The sequence below is a fragment of the Paenibacillus ilasis genome, from assembly GCF_043195395.1.
GTDB lineage: Bacteria > Bacillota > Bacilli > Paenibacillales > Paenibacillaceae > Paenibacillus_AQ > Paenibacillus_AQ lautus.
Genome location: NZ_JBHDJG010000004.1, coordinates 551815 through 570845, shown reverse-complemented (window position 1 = coordinate 570845; position 19031 = coordinate 551815). Strand labels below are relative to the sequence as shown.

Here is a 19031-nt window from a genome sequence, read left to right as displayed (position 1 = left end):
CGTCTCATCTTAAAAAATCAAGAAGACTTGGTCGTATTATACGTGCCATCGTATCCAAGGAAGCTTGATATATACTTTCAGAGGTTTTTAGATCAATGATTACTTTCGAAATGTCTGCATCCTCCACTTTAGATTGAAGATCCATATAATTTATATTCAGATCTCCAAGTCTACTTAATGTGAATTCCAATCGATTTTGTTTACCACCTATCTCTGATTGGGCTGTAATAACAGTTTCCAAATTATTCTGGAGGGACGGTATAGCCTTCTGAATTTCTGTAGTATCGTTTGCTAACAGCGCCTTTTTGAAATTATCTACCACTGCATATATACCCGATGGATCACCATAAGCACCAAATACTTGCTCCCCTAGCGTGTTTACAGATACGGTTATCCCTGCACCAACCTGATACTTAACCTCACCTTGGTCCAAAGTATAGGCTGTTTGTGACGGATCATCTGGAAATGGTTTTTGGTCGATTCGATCCCCATTAAAAATATACTTCCCTTTAAATTGAGAGTTACCGAGTGAAACAAGCTGTTCATATAATTCTTCGACTTCCTCAGCAATATTTTTACGGGCATCAGCTGGCACGGTATCAGTCCCACCTTGGACCGCAAGATCAGCCAACCGCTGTATAATCTGTGTTGTCTCGGTTAGAACCGTATCGCCATACTTAAGCCACGAGTCTGCATCCTCCGCATTTTGCTCAAACTGCGTTGTTGCAGTGATTTGGCCACGGTATTGGAGCGCACTGGCTACACCCACCGGATCGTCGGAAGGACGATTAATCCGGCGCTGGGTCATCATTTGTTCCTGGTATTTATCCAGTCTGCGATAGTTGCCTTGCAGGCCGCTCATCATGGAGCTAGTCATCATAGATTGAGTAATGCGCATGATTTATACCTCCCTATCTTCCGACGATGCCGGTACCATTGATTAATTTGTCCAACATCTCATCAATGGTAGTGACCACACGTGAGGATGCGCTATAAGCATGTTGGAAGCGGATCAGATCCGACATTTCTTCATCAAGTGATACACTGCTAATCGATAGACGGAGTGTATCTGCATGCTCAACCAACAACGTGCCGTTCTCCACCATCTTATTGGCATTGCTGCTGTCCGTACCCAATTTGGAAATAACAGACTGCAGGTATCCTTCAAAGTTCGTGATGTCCGTTACTGAACCACTGTTGTTATTCGGATTGAAGTTAAACGTACGTTCTGACAGTTGCGCAATCAGAAGCGCCATGCCGCCGTTCCCTTTCAGAACCACCTCGGAGGTCGTACCATTCGTCGGATCAGTCTTCATTTCTGTCCGCAGGGAAGCCCCGATGTTCTTCAGATCGGATTGGATCGTCTGGCTTAGTCTCATATTCCCAGCGGTAATTGGCCCGCCGTTAGCAGATACAAAGAAGTCGCCACCGGTGGTGGCCGGCTCATTGAGGGTATAACCCAGCTTATGTAATCCGTTGAGGCCATCAACCGTATGCTTCACATCCTGAGCAAGCTTGCGAGGATTATTTGCATCCATAACGGCATTCGGAATGTTCACGCCTGGCGGAAGAATCGTTCCAGCCGGCAGGGTCACTTCCACTTTGCCTGTAGCCAGTGTGTTCGCCATAATGTTTAACTGGGCGATATATCCTTGAACATGCACATCACGAGAGGTCACATAACCGGCGATCTCCCCGCCGGTCAATGCGCCGGCAATCGCATTCGTAATTGGCGTAAACGCCATATCATCAACCACGACCTGATTGCCAAACGTCACTTGATAAACGTCACCGGTCTCCGTTACATTTACGTTCCCTAGCAATGATAACTGATCAACGAGTAAATCCCGCTTATCGCGCAAATCGTTTGCGTTATCGCCAAGCCCTTCGATCCGCTTAATACTCTGAGTCAACTCCGCTACTTGCTCAATATAGTTGTTAGCTTCCGCTACCTTAGTGTCGATGCGAGAAGTCAGGTTACTGCTGAGGGTATCCAATTGGGAGTAGATATGGTTAAACGTCTCCGTCAATGCGATTGCTTTCTGCTGAACCGCCATTCGGGCGGACAAGTCGGTGTCGCTTGGATTCTTGCTCAGCGTCTGCCAAGCTGTCCAGAATTCCGCAATACTTGCGCTCAAGCTGCTGTCCGAAGGCTCGTTAAAAATCCCCTCAATATTAGAAAGCGTCTCTTGCTGAACGCTCCATGTCGACAAATTCGTGTTCTGATTGCGGTATTCGATATCCAATAAAAAGTCCCGTACCCGCTGAATGCTCTCCGCTTCTACGCCCATCCCAAGCTGACCTGCAGCCTGGGATCGCTGCATTCCTGGAAAAGCAATCGGATTCGATGCAACCAGGCGGGTAGTCTGACGAGAATACCCCGGCGTATTGGCGTTCGTAACGTTATGACCAGCTGTATTAAGCGCAGCTTGCTGGGCGATCAAGCCCCTCTTTCCGATTTCGAGCAAATGAAATGTGGATCTCATCTACATTTTCCTTTCTGCTTATGCCCTGGTATCAAACATGCTTCGGCCTTTGCCCGCCGGATTCTGATGTTTCGGATGCTGATAGAGCAAATCATCCTCCGGACGACTGACTAACAAATTCAAACTGTAATCAATGAACGCTAGGGATTGCTCAATTAGCTCCCGGTTAATCGCATTCAGCTCTTTGAGTTCTATGAGCCTGTCCATTAATTGCTGCTGCACATCCTGCAGTTCTGTTTTTTCCTCAGGGTTAAATACAAGACGAGTCATTTCAGTAACCGTCAGCTGAAGCTGGGAGCGGATGCCCTTCTCACGCAAAAAATCATCTGCGGCACCTTGACGCAGCGCTTCCGTTTCCGCCACCTGCTTCAGCAGGCGGTTCTCCTTGGTCATGACCGCTGTAAGACGTTCCACATCATTATCCAAAATGGCTTGCCTTTTATCTTTCCCTGCCTCTATGAGCTGCTGATGCAGCTCATCCTGACGCTTCATATATTCGATTATAGACCTAGCACTCACTTGGACTCACCTGATTTATTGTAGGATTGAAAATACGGGAGTAATTTGTCTGCCAAACGGTCGACTGGTACTTCATAAGTACCATTAGCTACAGATTCCTTCAAACGCTGAATTTTCTCCGCGCGTTCCGGATCCTGTACTTTACTCTGTGCACTCAGTTCCATCGCCTCCGGGGAGATTGATACTTCATCCTTGCGGCGTTTCTTCTTATCGATATGCTGCATCTCCCGAGATTCAATATTCCGTTGATACGAATTGATGCCGTTCACACGTCCCGATTCGTTAATCTTCACGCCCTATTCACCTCACTTAAAATAAAAGACCGATAAGCTTTACTAAGTTTATCGGCCGGATATGAAACATTGTTAATAGTTCAAAAGTTAGTATTTGCGCAGTTTATCGACTGCACTATAAGTCTCTCTGTCTTTTCTGGACCCAGGCTGATTTTCCTGGTCGCCAGCAGTCGCCTGCCTTAGCTCCCTCGTTAATCGCGTTCGACAAGATTCGCACATATTGCTCTCGCGAATCAACGTTCCGCACACTTCGCAAGGATATGCCAGGTTTGGCGCGTTCGCAATCGAGATCCGGCCTTCCTTGATGAACTTCGTAATTTGCCGCACAGATACTTCCGTAGCCTCAGATACCTCATGAATCGTTGCACCTTTTTGCTCACGAAGAAAGGTTGCGCATTTCTCATATTCTTTCTCAATAACCTTCATGCATTCAGGACACAATTCCCGAATATTCACCGTATATAACTTGCCGCACCGAGGGCAATTCCCCAGATTCATGCTCAACAACCTCCATGCCACATAGAACCTTTGATACCCCTAGATTACATTATCTTAGGCCATACGTCTATCATTCGGTAACAGAATCCACACATTTTTCCTATTTTAATCATTTACGAACGAGCCCAGGTTAAACTATAGATCTCGATGTGCATTTCCACAATGGATTCATATCTCCGCAAAACCTGAGAACAAGCCTTAATCGTACTCCCGGTTGTGTAGATATCATCAATCAAAAGTATACGGAATGGTCCTTTAATTGGCGATGTCTCCACTTGGGAACGAGTATGCTCTGCGGCCTGCCTACTTATAGACCTCAGCACATCGGGTACAGCCTGCAACGCACCAAAAACACCATCCATATCCTTCAGCCGGTCCATCCGGCTCTTAAAACTCTGTTTATCCGTGTGACGGTTACGTTCCAGCAGCCGAACACAAGGCACCTTAATTCTATGCGCAAGCCCCTGTGCGAGCACCTCTGCTTGATTGAACCCCCTTTCCTGAAGTCTTTCCTCACTGACCGGAACCGAAGTGACGACATGTACACTCCATGGTGTGTTGCTAGAATTGTGCGACCCCTTATTGCGTAAATGGATGTTCGCTTCCCGATGAAGCATTGCGTATGCCCGTAGCATCATTTCTATCAAAAGTGGAGCATAACGCTCATTCCCCCTATATTTGTACTGGGCCAACCACTCTCTCATCTGCACATCATAGTTAACCGCACTCCGATTCAAAATAAAGCACCGCTCGTTCATGCCTGATCGAATACAGTCGGGACAGCCAATCCCCCGCCCGCATCGTAGACATTTGGGTTTCATGATCCATGGGATATTCCGATAACAGGCATGGCATATTCCCGGAAGTTCCCGGGTGAATGAACCTGTTTTTCCACAAGTGAGGCAGGTTTCGTCAATCGGTTTAAGCAAACGATGCATATGTCCGAGCAGATGGCTAAAGGCGTTAGATATCAAATATGCCCCTTCCTTTCTCAGAGAGGTAGATTAAAGAACAACACTCAACCGGAAAATAAGACTACAAAACACTGTTATGTCATCACTATTCATTGGACAATTCCTGAACTGAGCCGTAAATACCCGCCTTTACGCGCGATTCTGTTCATCGCCTTGATTTGCCGAACTGCCGAGCTTTGGCTCCGAGTCCATTGAGGTGCAGCAAATACCACCCGTCCTGCCGGATCATCCTTGGATCGGCCCGCGCGGCCAGCCATTTGAATTAATGCAGCTTCATCAAAAAGCTCACTGTCTGCATCCAAAATGAATACGTCACTCTTAGGAACCGTTACCCCGCGCTCGAGTATGGTCGTTGTCACGAGCAAGCGAATCTCACGGTTACGAAAGGACATCACTTTGCTTGCCCTTTCCGGATCGACAGATGAAGTCCCTTCAATCGGCATATTGGAAATGGCCCTGCGAAGCAGCTCCAGAATAGGATCAATATGCTTGATGCGGGAAACGAACAGGAACACTTGAGCACCACGGGAAAGAGATGTGCCCAGACTACGAACCAAGAGTGGGGGAAGCTTTTTTTCCTGTAGACAGCGGTTTACCGTCAAAATTTTCAGCTTTTGTGGTACGGGTAACGGATGACCATGGAAGCGTGCGGGGACTTTGGCATGTGGCAATCGGCCTGCAGCTGCCTCACGCTGTAACGGCGTTGGCGGAGTGGCTGACAGGTAGATATACTTACCTCCTATTTTGCAAGCGCCTTTGGCTGCGTAATCCAGCATCGGATCATTATGATAAGGGAATGCATCAATCTCGTCGATCACGACCAGGTCAAAAGCTCTCTTGAAACGCAGCAGCTGATGCGTTGTTGCCAATGTGATGGTCCCCCGCTTCCATCGATCCGGACTCCCACCATATAACGTGACCACCTTCTCCGCGGGAAAAGCCTTGGATAAACGTGGTGCCAGCTCCAGCACCACGTCCCGTCTTGGCGCGGCAACCAGCACGCGCCCACCCGCATCCAGAATAAACTGCAGCAGCGGAAAGATCATTTCGGTCTTTCCGGCACCGGTCACCGCCCAGATGAGAAACCGGGCGGGCCCCGCGGAGCCCCCTGCGGGCGGCTCCGCCAAAAACCGCAGCGCAGCGCCAGCGGCGGCGCTCTGCGCTGCGCTAAGCCCCCACCGGCCCAAGGCCGTGGTGGGGGAACCCCCGGCCGTGCCTCGCACGGCCGACCCTGCTGCGCCATGCAGCAGCAGGGCACAGGCGCGGCTGCGCCCCATCGCGAGGCAGGCCTCGCAATAGGCGCAAGCCGCCGAGCCGCACGCGGCGCATGCCGTGCGGCTTCGGACCTCGCTGCCGCATCGCCGGCAGCGGGGGGCCATGGCCCGGCGGCGCAGCCAGCCGGGCGTACCCCGCGGGGCGGGCTGTGCCAGCCCCGCTTCCAACCGCAGGCGGCCCAGCAGGACGCCGAGCTGGGCCGCGGAGCGCCAGTCCCCGGTGTCCCCGGAGACCTCCGCCGACAATGCCTCGACCTCGCCGGCAAGCAGGGCTCGTCCTGCCATGCACTGAATCAGCAGTTCTGCCTGCTGCATCAACAAAGCCCCATCCTCTACCACGTTCCTCTTTTCGCTAAAGGAATTTATATACGATCCGTCCAACAGCTGAATCTCCGTCAACAAAACACTCCATTGCGATCTGTTTCCTTCAGGCTCTTGGAGTAAAAAAGGACTTAAGCTCTGGTACAAATACTTTTGCCAATCCGATTTCCCCCACTGATCCATGTCATGGTTGGATCGAAATCTCTCTTGAATATAAACGGCCCATCCTAGTGGAATTTGTATTGATAACAGTACTAATGAGCGTGGGCTGGCTTTCTCATCCGTCGATCTTTTCATTCCATACCACCATTGAAGATCCACCCGCATATCCAACGAGAGACAACACTTCCATTTCTCTAATGTTCGAATGGCATATATGGCAATCCGCATGACATCAACTCCATTTTCGACATATAAGCTGGTAAAAGGCCGAGTGCTGGTTACGTTATTAAGAAGCGCCTACTTCAAGATTTCATATCTACAGCTACCAAACTCCTATGCTGAGACCATTACATTATGAAACAGATCCTTCTCACGATGCCCCATGTTGAAATCTGCCACCCCCTTCTTTTAGCTGCCTTATTCCCACTTCTCCTGGTCGGGTACACGTACCGCTACGAGGAACATTCAATCACATGGAACCAAGATCGGAGTTGAGTGTAGGAGGTTCAGTGAGGTTCAGCCATAGACAAAGTAAGAACAAACACGCTTGGATGTGGGAAAGCCGCTCTTCTCCCCAGAAATGCAAAAAACACACCCCTCGCATACGCTAGGAGTGTGCTTCACACCTTTAACAATATGAATACGAACCTGGTAACCAAAACAACTAGCAGATGTTTATCACTGTACATATGGAATCCGAACAGCCTCCATCGGGTTTCTTAGATCGATCCGTATCACTTCTTCTTCATTCGGATCGGCATCCACTTCCCGTGATGCCGAATCATCGGACCTCCAAGTCCCATATACCAGTTCAATTCCGGACAAATGAGTCAATCTCTGAACAATCTTCAATGTATCATCGTACGATTGATCATCAAGGACGGTGACACGCACGCGCGTCCCGCTCAGCAGGGCATACCATGAAAGGGCTCTCAAATACCATTCCACCTGCCGCTCATGGTTGGACGTGATCAGCACATAATGCCTGCGCCGCCCCGTGCCTTCATCGGCTCTTCTAAGATGACGGGCATGCACGATATGAATCAGAGCAACAGCAATCCCGTACACCGCGAGTATCCACAGCAATTGGGCAACCATGAGACTCACCTCCTTCTCTTATCAACAATATATGCAGATCAGGAGGGGACGGTGACAGTGATGTAACCAGGGCCCACACGGAACTTAATGGGAACGGCTCAAATACCATAAGAAGAACATCTATCAGGGCGTACCTTCACAGAAGACAGATCGCCTTTTGAAATATGTCTTATTGCAATACCAAGAAGGCCCCACTTCGAAGTTTATACATACCTGATATATTAAGTAGACATCATCGGTGTACTTTCACGAAAGACATACAGCATTTCTAATTAGATTTCTTTGCGATATCAAAAAGACCTACACTTCGAAATTTACACTTTCTGATATCTTAGGATGAATAACTATGTAAATACCTTCACGGAAGGCTGACCTCCGCTGAATAAGATCTTCTTATCATTATCAAGGTTGTTCAGCTTCGTTGAAAACTTATAAACTCCATCATCATAACAAAAAGGAACCGCCCTTGGCAGTTCCCTCCCTATGTAAGACGCGTCCGTGCATTCGGATCGGCGATTACAACGTCACCCAGCCATATTTGATCGAGTTGATAACCGCTTGCGTACGGTCGTCCACTTCCATCTTCTGCAAAATGCTGCTGACGTGGTTTTTTACAGTTTTTTCACTAATGAACAGGTACTCCCCTATCATCTTGTTGCTCTTGCCTTCAGCCATTAGTCTAAGCACTTCCGCTTCGCGCCTTGTCAATGGGTTATTCTCGCCTGCCACGAACTTGACTCCAGCCTCACGCGAACCGCTCTCAGCCATAGCGCCTGCTTCGTTTACATAAGTCATCCGACGGAGCTGTTGAATGAGCTTGCCCGTAACCTTCGGATGGATAAATGCATATCCCTCATGTACCGAACGAATCGCATTAATCAGTGACTCGGCTTCCATATCCTTCAGGAGGTAACCGTTCGCTCCCTTACGGAGCGTTTCAAACACATAACTCTCGTCGTCATGAATCGACAGAATGATAACTTTGATCTCAGGAAACATTTCACGTAGTTTCTCAGTTGCTTGAACGCCATTTTCGGTAGGCATGTTGATATCCATCAGCACGATATCCGGCTTCACTTCATTACAGAACTCAAGTACTTGAATTCCATCGCCGCATTCACCGATTACGTCAATGTCGTCCTCCATATTCAGTATACGCTTCAGACCCTCCCTAAATAGCTGGTGGTCATCCGCTAATAATACTTTTATAATCGTGTTCTCTTTTTCCAAATGTTCCATCCGATTACTCCTTTCTCTTTTCTACGTTCGTCGGGATATGAATCACGATCTTGGTTCCTTGATTCTCAGCTGAATCGATCTCCATTCTCCCTTCGAGCAGCTCAACCCTCTCCCGCATGCCAATTAACCCAAAGTGGTCCTTGCTTTTCTGCTCCAGCAAATCGACATTGAATCCCAGGCCATTGTCCTGTACAACGATTTTGACCAATTGCGCCTGGTACGTGATTTCAACAAGCACATAAGTCGGGTAAGCATGTTTTGCAGCATTCGAAAGTGCTTCCTGCACCAACCGGTAGATGGCAGCCTCCATCGCAGAAGAGAGACGATGCTCTTTTCCCCGTGTCTCGAAGATCGTGCGGATTTTTGATTTCTCTTCATAATCATGCACGTATTTACGCAGTGTGGGGATTAATCCTAGATCATCGAGTGCCATTGGACGCAGATTAAAAATGACTTTTCGCATTTCCTCCAAGCTCGATCGAACCTGGCCCTTCAAATCTACTATTTCGTCCTGCACCATCTTAAATTCCTGCTTTGCGAGCATTCTTTCTACAATTTCCGTCCTAAGAACCAGATTCGCCAGCAATTGTGCAGGTCCATCATGAATCTCTCTGGAAATGCGTTTCCGTTCCTCTTCTTGCGCCAAAATAATTTTGAGACCAATGACCTGTCTGTTTTTCGCAGATTCGATGATTCGGGATACCTGCCCCAGCTCTCCGGACAAGTATTCCAACACCACGCCCATCTGAGATCCGATCGATTCTGCACGCTCCACGGAGTTCTCGACATTACGAACCCGCTTCTGCAGCTCATCTCGTCTTGCCTTCAGATACATTTCCTTCTCCCGGTAGATCATGAGGTCAAGCTGAAGCTGCGTTGCTTTCTCATACGCCTGCTTGATGTCCTCTTCTTTGTACCGGACAAAATCCCGGCTGACCTCGGTCAGCCGGATCCGGGAACGGCGGTAGTTCAGCTCCAGCTGATCTACCTTCTCTAAGGTTTCCGTCGTTTCTTTTAATGTCCGCTGCAGTTCATGATTGAGAGACGCGAGCTCCTGCCGCGACGCCTCCAATATTTCGAACATTTGGTATTTGCTGTCCTCCATCACTTTGATGGCATTTTTTATGACACGGTCGATGGCATCGGCTTGATAATCCACGCACTCTACTCCATTTCTAACGTTTCATATACATATCATACCATATCATGATTCGATCGTAACGGTCTTCGTGTTCTTGTCCCATTTTACTTTAAGGCCTAATTGCTCGGAAACGAGACGAAGAGGGACCAAAGTCCTACCACCTTGAACCATAGGTGCTACAGCCGCCGAACTGCGCTTACCGTTTAGAATGAATTCTTTCTTGCCGACCGTCAGTTCCATGAGCATACCGCCCCTCAGGACGCCTACCCGCTGAGCGGATTGGTTCCAGGTTGCTTGCCCGCCGAACGCGTCGAGCACGTGCTTAATCGGAACGTAGGTCGTTCCATTTTTCAAGATTGGCGCCGAATCGATTGCCACTTTCGAACCATTCAGCATCAGCGATTTTTGCCCAATGGTCATGACCGCTTTGCCTGTTGGAAGTCCTTCATTCCCTGATAGAGACGGCATTGTGAAACGGATATCATCAAAAGATACAGCTCCTGTCAATGCACGCTCGTCCTGGCCTTCTTCCACGTTTACCACATACAGCCGCTTCATCTGTGCCGGGAATGCAATGTTATATCCGCTGAGATCGATGCTCAGTGTTTTCCAACCGCTCCAATCCATCGCTTTTGCCAAGTCGACGTAAACGGTTTTCCCGTTATTGTCTTGGAGTTCAGCGCGCAGCCAGTTCAGGCTGTTATCTCCCTCCACATCAATCGTCATGGCCGTAGCCTGTGCAGGAATCGTTTTACCTGTCGTGCCATTCAACTCGGCGTAAGCGTACATTTTTTGCCCTAATCCGCCTGTCATATCATAGGTCAAGTTCAAGACTTTAGATGATGCTTTTGCTCCGCTGCCATTTTTGATCGCTGCAGTCCCGGTAACTGCCGGCACATTGGTCGTGAACTTCACCGGGTAATTCACATTCTCGAAGTTTTCCCACGTGCTCTCGCCCGCTGCCGATAAAATAACGACCGTGCTAAAGCCGTCATAGCGCGCGATGGCATAACCGACTTTCGTATTGCTGTTCACGGAGGATACGGTCAATCGGCCGTCTTTCACGCTGCCTTTAAATCCGATAAACTCCCATTTCAGCGCACTGCTCGGAACCTCCAGGCTCTGGCCGCTGCCCGTTACGGCCGTCACCGGCACGGAAACGCTCGTTCCAGCCTGCAGCGGTGCACTTGATACGCCGGTAGTCAAAGCAACAAGATCATCCGCGCCCAGCACCTTGACTTGCATCGTAGCTTTTGTACTGCCGCTTACTGCCGTCAGTGTTGAGGTGCCCGGCTTCGTCGCTTTAATGCTTTGTCCGTTGACCGCCAGGTTGCCATTGCTGGACTTCCAAGTCGGTTTAATCGAACCAGCTTCCATTGGATTATAGTAGGTATCGTAGCCCTTCAGTTCATACGTGCCGATTTGCCCGATCAGAAGCGTGTTGCTGCCGCTTACTTTCAAGCCCTTCAAGCTGCCCTGAGGTGCTGTTGAGAAGACTCCGAGTGCATTTACGATGCTTCGCTGCGTCGTCCCGTATTCCGTGTTGAAGGTCAGCTGGGTATTCATCTCGGCTAACGGACGGTTGACCATCGTTGTTGATCCGCCGCCGTCGAGGTTCATTCCCTTCCATACTCCAATCTTCGTCATGAAATCCTGAAGCTGCTGCAGTGTCATGCCTTTGCTGTTATCGTTGCTCTCCGTAGCAATCAGGTAAGCGTAACGTCCGTCTTTAGAGTAACCAACGGCTGTACGTGCCCTGCTTCCTCCAATCGAATTCACGTTTCGAGAGAATGAAGTGGCCTTGCCGTTATCCACCAGAATCGTATGGCCGCCAATCATCATTTGGAGTGTAGTTGGGTCCAGTTCTTTACCTGATTTTTTGGACACCAAAGCATAATCGGCTTCCAGCCTCTGTCCAACTGCCAGATTTTGTTTCACGAACTCTGCCGCAGCCCCATGGGTTCGCAAAATGTAGCTTCCCTCCGGTATCGCTGTTGGCAATCCTGCCATTACTGAAATATCGGTTATGACGCCATCCGTTACCATAACCTCCGTTGGCGTTGTCGAGCTGTTCTTAGGACGCTCAACAGCCTTCCATGCGCTTGTGTAGATATAAGCTGCATTCGCATGGCTATACGTTGATCCGGTGCCCTCTGGCGCATAGGATGTTTTGTTCATACCCGCGAGCGGGAATGAGGCGCCATTTTCAGCTGTAATACTCCCCGAGAAAGCAAACTCATCCAGAATTGGCGTTCCATCGTTTGTTACTCCAAAAGCATACATGCCTTTCAGTTCCGAAGGGGTTGACATCAACAGACCGTTCGATACTTGAGCACCCATTGGAGCCCCTTCGCTGCCGGTATTAAAAAAGTCACCGTTAATAGCAGCAACCGCTCCGTTCTCCTTCGCCATTCCGCCCGTGCTTTGTCTCGTTGTAAATTGATTCCCTTGGCCTGTCATGACGTCCAATTTCACATATTTGTTGTTCAAATCCACCCGAATGACATTCGCCAACGATTTTGCGCCAGTGCTGTTGATATACTGATACTTCATCAATACCGCGCCGGAAGTAATGATTTCCTCACCAAGCTTCTTAGCCGATGTTGATGCCGCATAAGCTACCGAGGATGTTGATAGATTCCCTATCACTGGTATTCCGCTGCTCAGCACAGGACCCACCCAGATGACTCCTGCCAATGTAATAATTAACCATTTCTTGCCTACACCAGATGTTGTGGACTTTAGTGTTTTCCCCTGACTAACCATGTAATCGTAACTCTCCCATCTCTCGTTCAACACGGATGCCGAACATATAAAGTCTCTAATTAATAGACTTCATTTTTGCGGAAAAGTTACGAATTTGTTATAAAAAAACACTTTCGCGTATCGTACACCAAGTCTTGTACAATTTGTAGCGGCATTTTTTAGGAGTCTATGTAAATCAATCCTATGTTACTATATTTTCTTGTAAAAGTAACTAGTTTGTCATAAGTTATATTCCTGTTTTACCATTTATTTAATGAAAAATCCGATAACGACGATAGGTCATCAGCTTTTCTAATTATTGCATTTTTGTCATATTCTCCGGTTCAACTCTGTTAAATCTCTACTCATAATTAGAAAGAGAAAGAGAAAGAGAAACAGAAAAAAGGCATGCACCGATTTTTTTTCGCAAGAAAAATTAAATCAGCACATGCCTAAATTTTATATCTGCAACATATCTTAAAATTACCTTAGTTTACGCCAGCTTGTTCTTTCAACGCTTCCGCTTTGTCTACGCGCTCCCAAGGAAGATCGAGATCTGTACGACCAAAATGTCCGTAAGCAGCGGTTTGCTTGTAGATCGGACGACGAAGATCCAGCATGCGAATGATTCCAGCCGGACGCAGGTCGAAGTTGTTACGCACAAGCTCAACCAGCTTCTCTTCGCTCACTTTACCTGTTCCGTAAGTATCTACACTAATCGACACTGGGTTAGCGACACCAATAGCGTAAGCCAATTGAATTTCGCACTTGTCCGCAAGTCCTGCAGCAACCAGGTTTTTAGCCACGTAGCGAGCCGCGTAAGCAGCGGAACGGTCAACCTTTGTAGGATCCTTACCGGAAAATGCACCGCCGCCATGACGAGCGTAGCCGCCATAGGTGTCCACGATGATTTTGCGGCCTGTCAGACCAGCGTCCCCTTGAGGACCACCGATTACGAAACGGCCGGTAGGGTTAATGAAATATTTAGTTTCTGCGTCCAGCAATTCAGCCGGTACGACAGGAAGAATAACTTGTTCTTTAATATCCTTCTGGATTTGCTCCAGCGTTGCTTCTTCGGCATGTTGAGTCGATACTACGATCGTATCCACGCGAACTGGCGTATTGCCATCATACTCAACCGTTACCTGGGTTTTACCGTCCGGACGCAGGTATTCCAGCGTACCATCTTTACGAACCTCGGACAACCGACGAGCGATACGGTGAGACAATGCAATCGGAAGAGGCATCAGTTCAGGGGTCTCGTTGGTTGCAAAACCAAACATCAGACCTTGGTCGCCAGCACCGATGTTCTCAGTTTCCTTGTCCACTTGGGAAGGATCACGATTCTCCAGTGCAGCGTTTACCCCCTGTGCAATATCGGCAGATTGCTCATTCAGCGATGTCAACACCGCACATGTATTAGAATCAAAACCGTATTTTGCACGGGTATACCCGATTTCCTTCACGGTATTGCGTACGATGGATGGAATATCCACGTATTCAGATTTAGTGCTAATTTCACCAATGACCAAAACAAGACCAGTCGCCACGGAAACTTCACAAGCTACGCGTGCGTTCGGATCGTTAGCCAAAAAAGCATCGAGTACCGCATCAGAAATCTGGTCACAGATTTTATCCGGATGTCCTTCAGTTACGGACTCAGATGTAAATAAACGTCGCCCTGTTAAAGACATGAGATCAACCTCCCATATGAATAGTATGTGATACATCAAGAGGTCCTACACAAAAAATGAACCTTTTCCGAAAGGAAAAGGTTTGAAATGTACAATCCTCAACATGCATATTAACTTATTTGTTACCAGGTGTCAATCCAGTAAGTAAGCTGTTTTTCAAGGATTTTCTTGGGTTTTTCAATCATTTTATCAAGAATAAGTTCCACTTGTAACTGAAAAACGACTACAGTCTACCGAAGAGACTTTGTTCAGCGTTTCGAACCAACCGTTTAGTGATCTCTCCACCAACAGATCCGTTCTCACGGGATGTTAGATGTCCCCATCCAGGACGACGGCTGGAAGACCCACCTCCGATGGTTCCTAACTCGGAACCAAATTCCGTATCGGCTCCATTGGAACCGCTACCATAACCTACAGGTAATCCAAACTCTGCTGCAATTTCGTATTTCATTTGCTTCAGCATTTCACGACTCTCCGGTACCACTTGACGGTTACGACTGCTGCGTGCCATGAACATACACCTCCTGTATTGGTTTTTACAGAAGTATTATTTGTCGATTTCAAAGCACTCACACGTATAAAACGTTGTCACAACTGGCAATAATTATAAGAGGAATAAGCCGGGCAAAAGTCCTCGCCAGACCACTCTAGGATGAAGCGGTATCAGCAAATGTCTAACGCACCCTAGTTGCCGATCATTACTTAATGGTGTAGCCGCCGCGCACCATGACAATCAAATTACTTGTCTGTCCTTCTTTCACCTGGATGCCGCGACCTTCACGTGGGAAGGAAAGCAGATGGTTCTTAGGCGCTGTTTCGCCGTTTAACAGGTCTTTACCGTCCGTCAGATCTGCAACGCCGCTAGCGACTTCTGTGTAGATCACAGCGTTTCCGGAACGCACGATGAACTCCGTTCCTGCATCGGCAATCAGAATCTTGCCTGGCTTCAGCGCAACGTTCTTGACTTCTTCAGCACCTTGGGATGGCTGCGTAGGATTCGTTGGGTTGGTAGTCCCTAGTGCTTGCTGGATTTGTTGGTCTACGTAGCTTTTGGTGACGACTGGATCGTCGGTGGTGCCTGGGGTGGTGCCGGCGCCGGTTACTTGGAAATTTAGAAACGAACCAACAAGAATACTGCTTCCTACAATTAATACACCGAGTCCCATTTTGTAAGAGCTTTTCATGATATTCATTTCTCCTTTAACGTATGTAATAAAAAACTGCCCGGAAATGATTCCGGACAGTTCTTTTGAACAAATAAATTACTTCTTGATAATTTCTTTGTAAATAGCGTCTGCAGCGTTATTGTTTGTATCGACGATATATTTACCTTTTGCAACGGAAACTTGACCGCCAACAGTAGGGTTGTATGGTTTTTCAAGTTGTACACGAACAACTTTCGCGCTAACTTTTGTAGCACCTGTTACAGTAACTGAGTCGCCGTCAACATACACTTTAAACGCATCTGGAGTGTAGTATACAGCAACTTCTTCATTGAATTCAATGTCTACATAAGTTGCACCTGTAACCGTAGTAGCTTCAACTGCTTCTGGTGCGATACCATCTTCAATTGCTTTATTGCTAGCAACTGTAAGAGCCTCGATTTTGTGACCAAGGTTATCAGAAGTTTGAGGTTCTGGAACAGTTGTCAAGAGACCCAGACTTGCTGCATTCAATTTGCTATCCAAAGTGAATTCAACAGTAGTCACACCGTTGTCAAACTTAGGCTCACCTGCAGTACCTTTGATGTTACCAGCGAAAGTGAAGTCGCTCGAAACAACCGAAGTAATGTTACCGTTAAATTCAACTTTTACTTTATCAAGTGCAGTTGCTTTAACAGATTTCACAGGAATTTGTACGCCTTGACCAATTCCAACTTGCAGATCTGTCAAGTAGTTACCGTTAAGATCAGCAACGTTAACTACGCGCAAGTTTGCATTAGCCAATTCAGTTTGCCAGTTCGTGAAGTCTTTCTTAGGAATAGTCAGACGAACTGTTTCAGCATTTCTCAATGTTGGAGTTGGAGCGTTTTTAGTAGGGAATGCTTTGTAAACATTACCTGTAACATATCCGTATTTGTTGATTTCCAAAGCAGAACCGTTTCCATCAACCGCAACAGCTCTGTTAAATTGAACATCAATGTACAGATCGTCATTGTCGGAAGTAGAATCAACCCAAGCTCTCACAAGTTTAAGTGCAGATGTGTTAGTTACATCAACAGAGAGAGTTTGTGGCAACATCGTATTTCCGATGGAAGCAGTATCGCGAATGTTAGCAACATCCAAAGTGTACTTGCCTGCTGCAAGAGTACCAATGGACTTAACAACTACACGATTTTTGTATGTTTTACCGTTTTTGGTTTCGAATGTTGGTACAGTAACAGGTTTACCGCTATTGAAACCTTTCTCAGTCACAACTTCACCTTTAGAATTTTTCAGGACGAAGTTGTCACGGTTTTGGATATCAGTCAAGTTTACATCTTCGGAGAACTCCAAAGTGAAGATTGTAGTGTTGTTTTCAACATCTACTTTTACATCGGAAACAGTTGGACGCTCAGTATCAAGTACTGGTGTAACTTTAGCTTCACGGTTTGCAGAGTTGTCGCTGTAATCTCTTACGCCTTCAAGGTAAATTGTGTTCTCACCCAGGCTCAGTTTTTTGCTGTCAGCGCTGAAAGTTAAAACAACAACGTTGTCTTTAATTTCTACTTTGTCAGCAGTTTTGCCAGCGGATGTATGGTAAGCCTTGTCAACCGATTTCACGGACTCGTTGAATTCAACTTCAACTTTAGTCAGATCTTTCGTTTTAACGGATACCACTTCTGGAGCTGTTTTATCTTCAGCTACTGTGAACTTAACATCTGTTGGGCTAACTTTGAATTTAGCAAAGTCAGTTACGCCTTGAACGTTCAAAGTATGCTCGCCTACAGCAAGATCAGTAGTGATGAAGGCAATGTTAGGATAAGTGAATTTCACCCAACCGGATACTGCCTTACCGTCGATTTTGTAGTTGGAGATGTTAGAAGCAGTTGTAGATTGAACCGGCTCGGAGAACACTACTTTGAATGCTTTTGTTCCGAGACCTACAACTTCAGTTACTTCTGGAAGTTGAGTATCAACCGCTCTTAATGTTACAGTTTCTTTAAAAGTTTTGGAACCGTCAGAGTTTTTAACGCCATTAATTTCAAACTTAGCGTCTTTTTGCTCTGGAAGGTTAGCCGACTCTTGAGCAACCAGCAAAGATACACTGCGCTTGTCTGCGGACAATTTAGCAGATTCGAAAGTCACACCAGTAACTTTGTAGTTATCTTCGTTCTCTGCAGTTTTAGCTTCAACTTCACCGTCGAATTTAACTGTAACTTCTTTGTAGTTGGAAGCAGATACAGATTCGATCTTAGTAGCTGCAGTTACAACCCAAGTTACACTTTCAGTGTACTCGTAATTGTTATGTGTAAATTTCACTTCTGTAGCTGTGTTTGCTTTCAAAGCAGTTTCCAAAGTTACTTTAACAACTTCGTTGTTAGCAAGTTTGAATTCAACTACTTTGCCATCTTCTTTAACGTCGTAAGAAACTACTTTTGGTTTTTGTTGGGACAGGTAGATTGTATAAGCTACTTCAACCAGTTGGGAACGGGAAGCGTTAGCTTTAGGGTTAGTTTTAGCGTCTACCAGACCAGCATTGATTGCTGCTTGCACATAACCTTTAGCCCAGTCAGAAGCGTTGTTGTTCGTTTCTGTTGGGATTTCGAGTTTTTGTGCAGTCACGAGAACCTTCGCCATTTCTTGAACGGTGATTTTACCGTTAAAGTCGAAGATCATTTTTGTTGTGTTTTTACCTTCCATCAGACCTGCAGCGTATACTGCCTCTACATAAGGAGCTGGCCATTTGTCAGCTTTGTAGTTTTTGTCTTTGAAAGATGCTTTGCCTTGGATTGGCTCAAGACCCATGATGCCAACCAGAACTTTCGTGAACTCAGCGCGAGTCATGTCTTTCTCAAGACCAGCAGTTCCATCTGGGTAACCAGTGAAGATCCCTTTTTCTTTCAGTACATCAAATTTCTGTTGTGTGTTAAGCGCATCGTCACCGAATGCAACAGAAGCAAACATGGAGAATGCCATTGCTGTAGACAGTGCTACGGATAAAATTTTCTTCATAACCTTTTTTTCTCCTCCTTGAATCATCACTTGATTGTTTTCTTTAATTTGGTAGCTCTTATCACTCATTTGTCCTGCACCTCCTTTCTCGAGTTGAGCATAAATCATAAATGATGTCTGTGACGATATCACAGAATCTTGTTAACGAGAGAACACTACAAACTAGAATAGATTCCTAATCCTACCTAGGTATTATACAACGAGTCCCCAACACCGTAAAGAACATTTTTCTAATTAATAGACAATCTTCTTGCATCGGATAATCTTGGTTACCTCGTTGGGCTCTACATTATAAACGTTTGATTTTCCAAAAAGTTGCGGTAGTTGCAAAGTTTTTTTAAAAAAAATTTTAGAAGTTAACTCGTATCCTATAACAACAACTCTTTTACATATTACGACAACAAAAAAAGACGCCCTCTGGGCGCCTTTGTAG

The 19031-nt window shown here is 46.7% G+C and carries 15 protein-coding genes; all 15 read right to left on the bottom strand.

The features are described from left to right. Nucleotides 1-4 precede the first annotated feature (4 nt). Nucleotides 5-898 (bottom strand): flagellar hook-associated protein FlgL, encoded by an 894-nt coding sequence (gene flgL / locus ACETK5_RS29965; RefSeq protein WP_100540930.1) that lies wholly within the window; start codon nucleotides 896-898, stop codon nucleotides 5-7. A 13-nt stretch (nucleotides 899-911) separates the two neighbouring features. Then, nucleotides 912-2486: a flagellar hook-associated protein FlgK gene (flgK, locus tag ACETK5_RS29960; RefSeq protein ID WP_100540931.1), complete on the bottom strand. Its 1575-nt coding sequence runs from the start codon at nucleotides 2484-2486 to the stop codon at nucleotides 912-914. Between the two features lie 18 nt (nucleotides 2487-2504). Next, on the bottom strand, nucleotides 2505-3005 hold the full coding sequence (locus tag ACETK5_RS29955) for a flagellar protein FlgN (RefSeq protein ID WP_100540932.1): 501 nt from the start codon (nucleotides 3003-3005) through the stop codon (nucleotides 2505-2507). Beyond that, on the bottom strand, nucleotides 3002-3298 hold the full coding sequence (gene flgM, locus ACETK5_RS29950; protein ID WP_006213058.1) for a flagellar biosynthesis anti-sigma factor FlgM: 297 nt from the start codon (nucleotides 3296-3298) through the stop codon (nucleotides 3002-3004). The genes ACETK5_RS29955 and flgM overlap by 4 nt, the downstream gene beginning before the upstream one ends. Nucleotides 3299-3385: 87 nt before the next feature. Beyond that, on the bottom strand, nucleotides 3386-3796 hold the full coding sequence (locus ACETK5_RS29945; RefSeq protein ID WP_100540933.1) for a TIGR03826 family flagellar region protein: 411 nt from the start codon (nucleotides 3794-3796) through the stop codon (nucleotides 3386-3388). Between the two features lie 113 nt (nucleotides 3797-3909). After that, nucleotides 3910-4554, bottom strand: coding sequence for a ComF family protein (locus tag ACETK5_RS29940; protein WP_394059518.1), 645 nt, complete (start codon nucleotides 4552-4554; stop codon nucleotides 3910-3912). A gap of 305 nt (nucleotides 4555-4859) precedes the next feature. Beyond that, nucleotides 4860-6755: a helicase-related protein gene (locus tag ACETK5_RS29935; RefSeq protein ID WP_394059516.1), complete on the bottom strand. Its 1896-nt coding sequence runs from the start codon at nucleotides 6753-6755 to the stop codon at nucleotides 4860-4862. A 450-nt stretch (nucleotides 6756-7205) separates the two neighbouring features. After that, nucleotides 7206-7625, bottom strand: coding sequence for a hypothetical protein (locus ACETK5_RS29930; protein WP_394059515.1), 420 nt, complete (start codon nucleotides 7623-7625; stop codon nucleotides 7206-7208). 516 nt (nucleotides 7626-8141) lie between these two features. Further along, entirely contained in the window at nucleotides 8142-8864 is a 723-nt protein-coding gene (locus tag ACETK5_RS29925; RefSeq protein WP_071219809.1) for a response regulator, read from the bottom strand. A 4-nt stretch (nucleotides 8865-8868) separates the two neighbouring features. Further along, a complete protein-coding gene (locus ACETK5_RS29920; RefSeq protein WP_009594214.1) occupies nucleotides 8869-10023 on the bottom strand; it encodes a sensor histidine kinase in 1155 nt (384 codons plus the stop codon). Between the two features lie 45 nt (nucleotides 10024-10068). Next, on the bottom strand, nucleotides 10069-12771 hold the full coding sequence (locus tag ACETK5_RS29915) for a stalk domain-containing protein (protein WP_394059551.1): 2703 nt from the start codon (nucleotides 12769-12771) through the stop codon (nucleotides 10069-10071). Nucleotides 12772-13238: 467 nt separating this feature from the next. Further along, nucleotides 13239-14444 (bottom strand): methionine adenosyltransferase, encoded by a 1206-nt coding sequence (gene metK, locus ACETK5_RS29910; RefSeq protein ID WP_100540938.1) that lies wholly within the window; start codon nucleotides 14442-14444, stop codon nucleotides 13239-13241. A 223-nt stretch (nucleotides 14445-14667) separates the two neighbouring features. Then, on the bottom strand, nucleotides 14668-14955 hold the full coding sequence (locus tag ACETK5_RS29905; protein WP_100540939.1) for an alpha/beta-type small acid-soluble spore protein: 288 nt from the start codon (nucleotides 14953-14955) through the stop codon (nucleotides 14668-14670). A 187-nt stretch (nucleotides 14956-15142) separates the two neighbouring features. Next, entirely contained in the window at nucleotides 15143-15628 is a 486-nt protein-coding gene (locus ACETK5_RS29900) for a hypothetical protein (protein ID WP_100540940.1), read from the bottom strand. A 78-nt stretch (nucleotides 15629-15706) separates the two neighbouring features. Further along, nucleotides 15707-18667, bottom strand: a complete 2961-nt coding sequence (locus ACETK5_RS29895) for an Ig-like domain-containing domain (RefSeq protein ID WP_394059512.1) — start codon at nucleotides 18665-18667, stop codon at nucleotides 15707-15709. Nucleotides 18668-19031 lie beyond the last annotated feature (364 nt).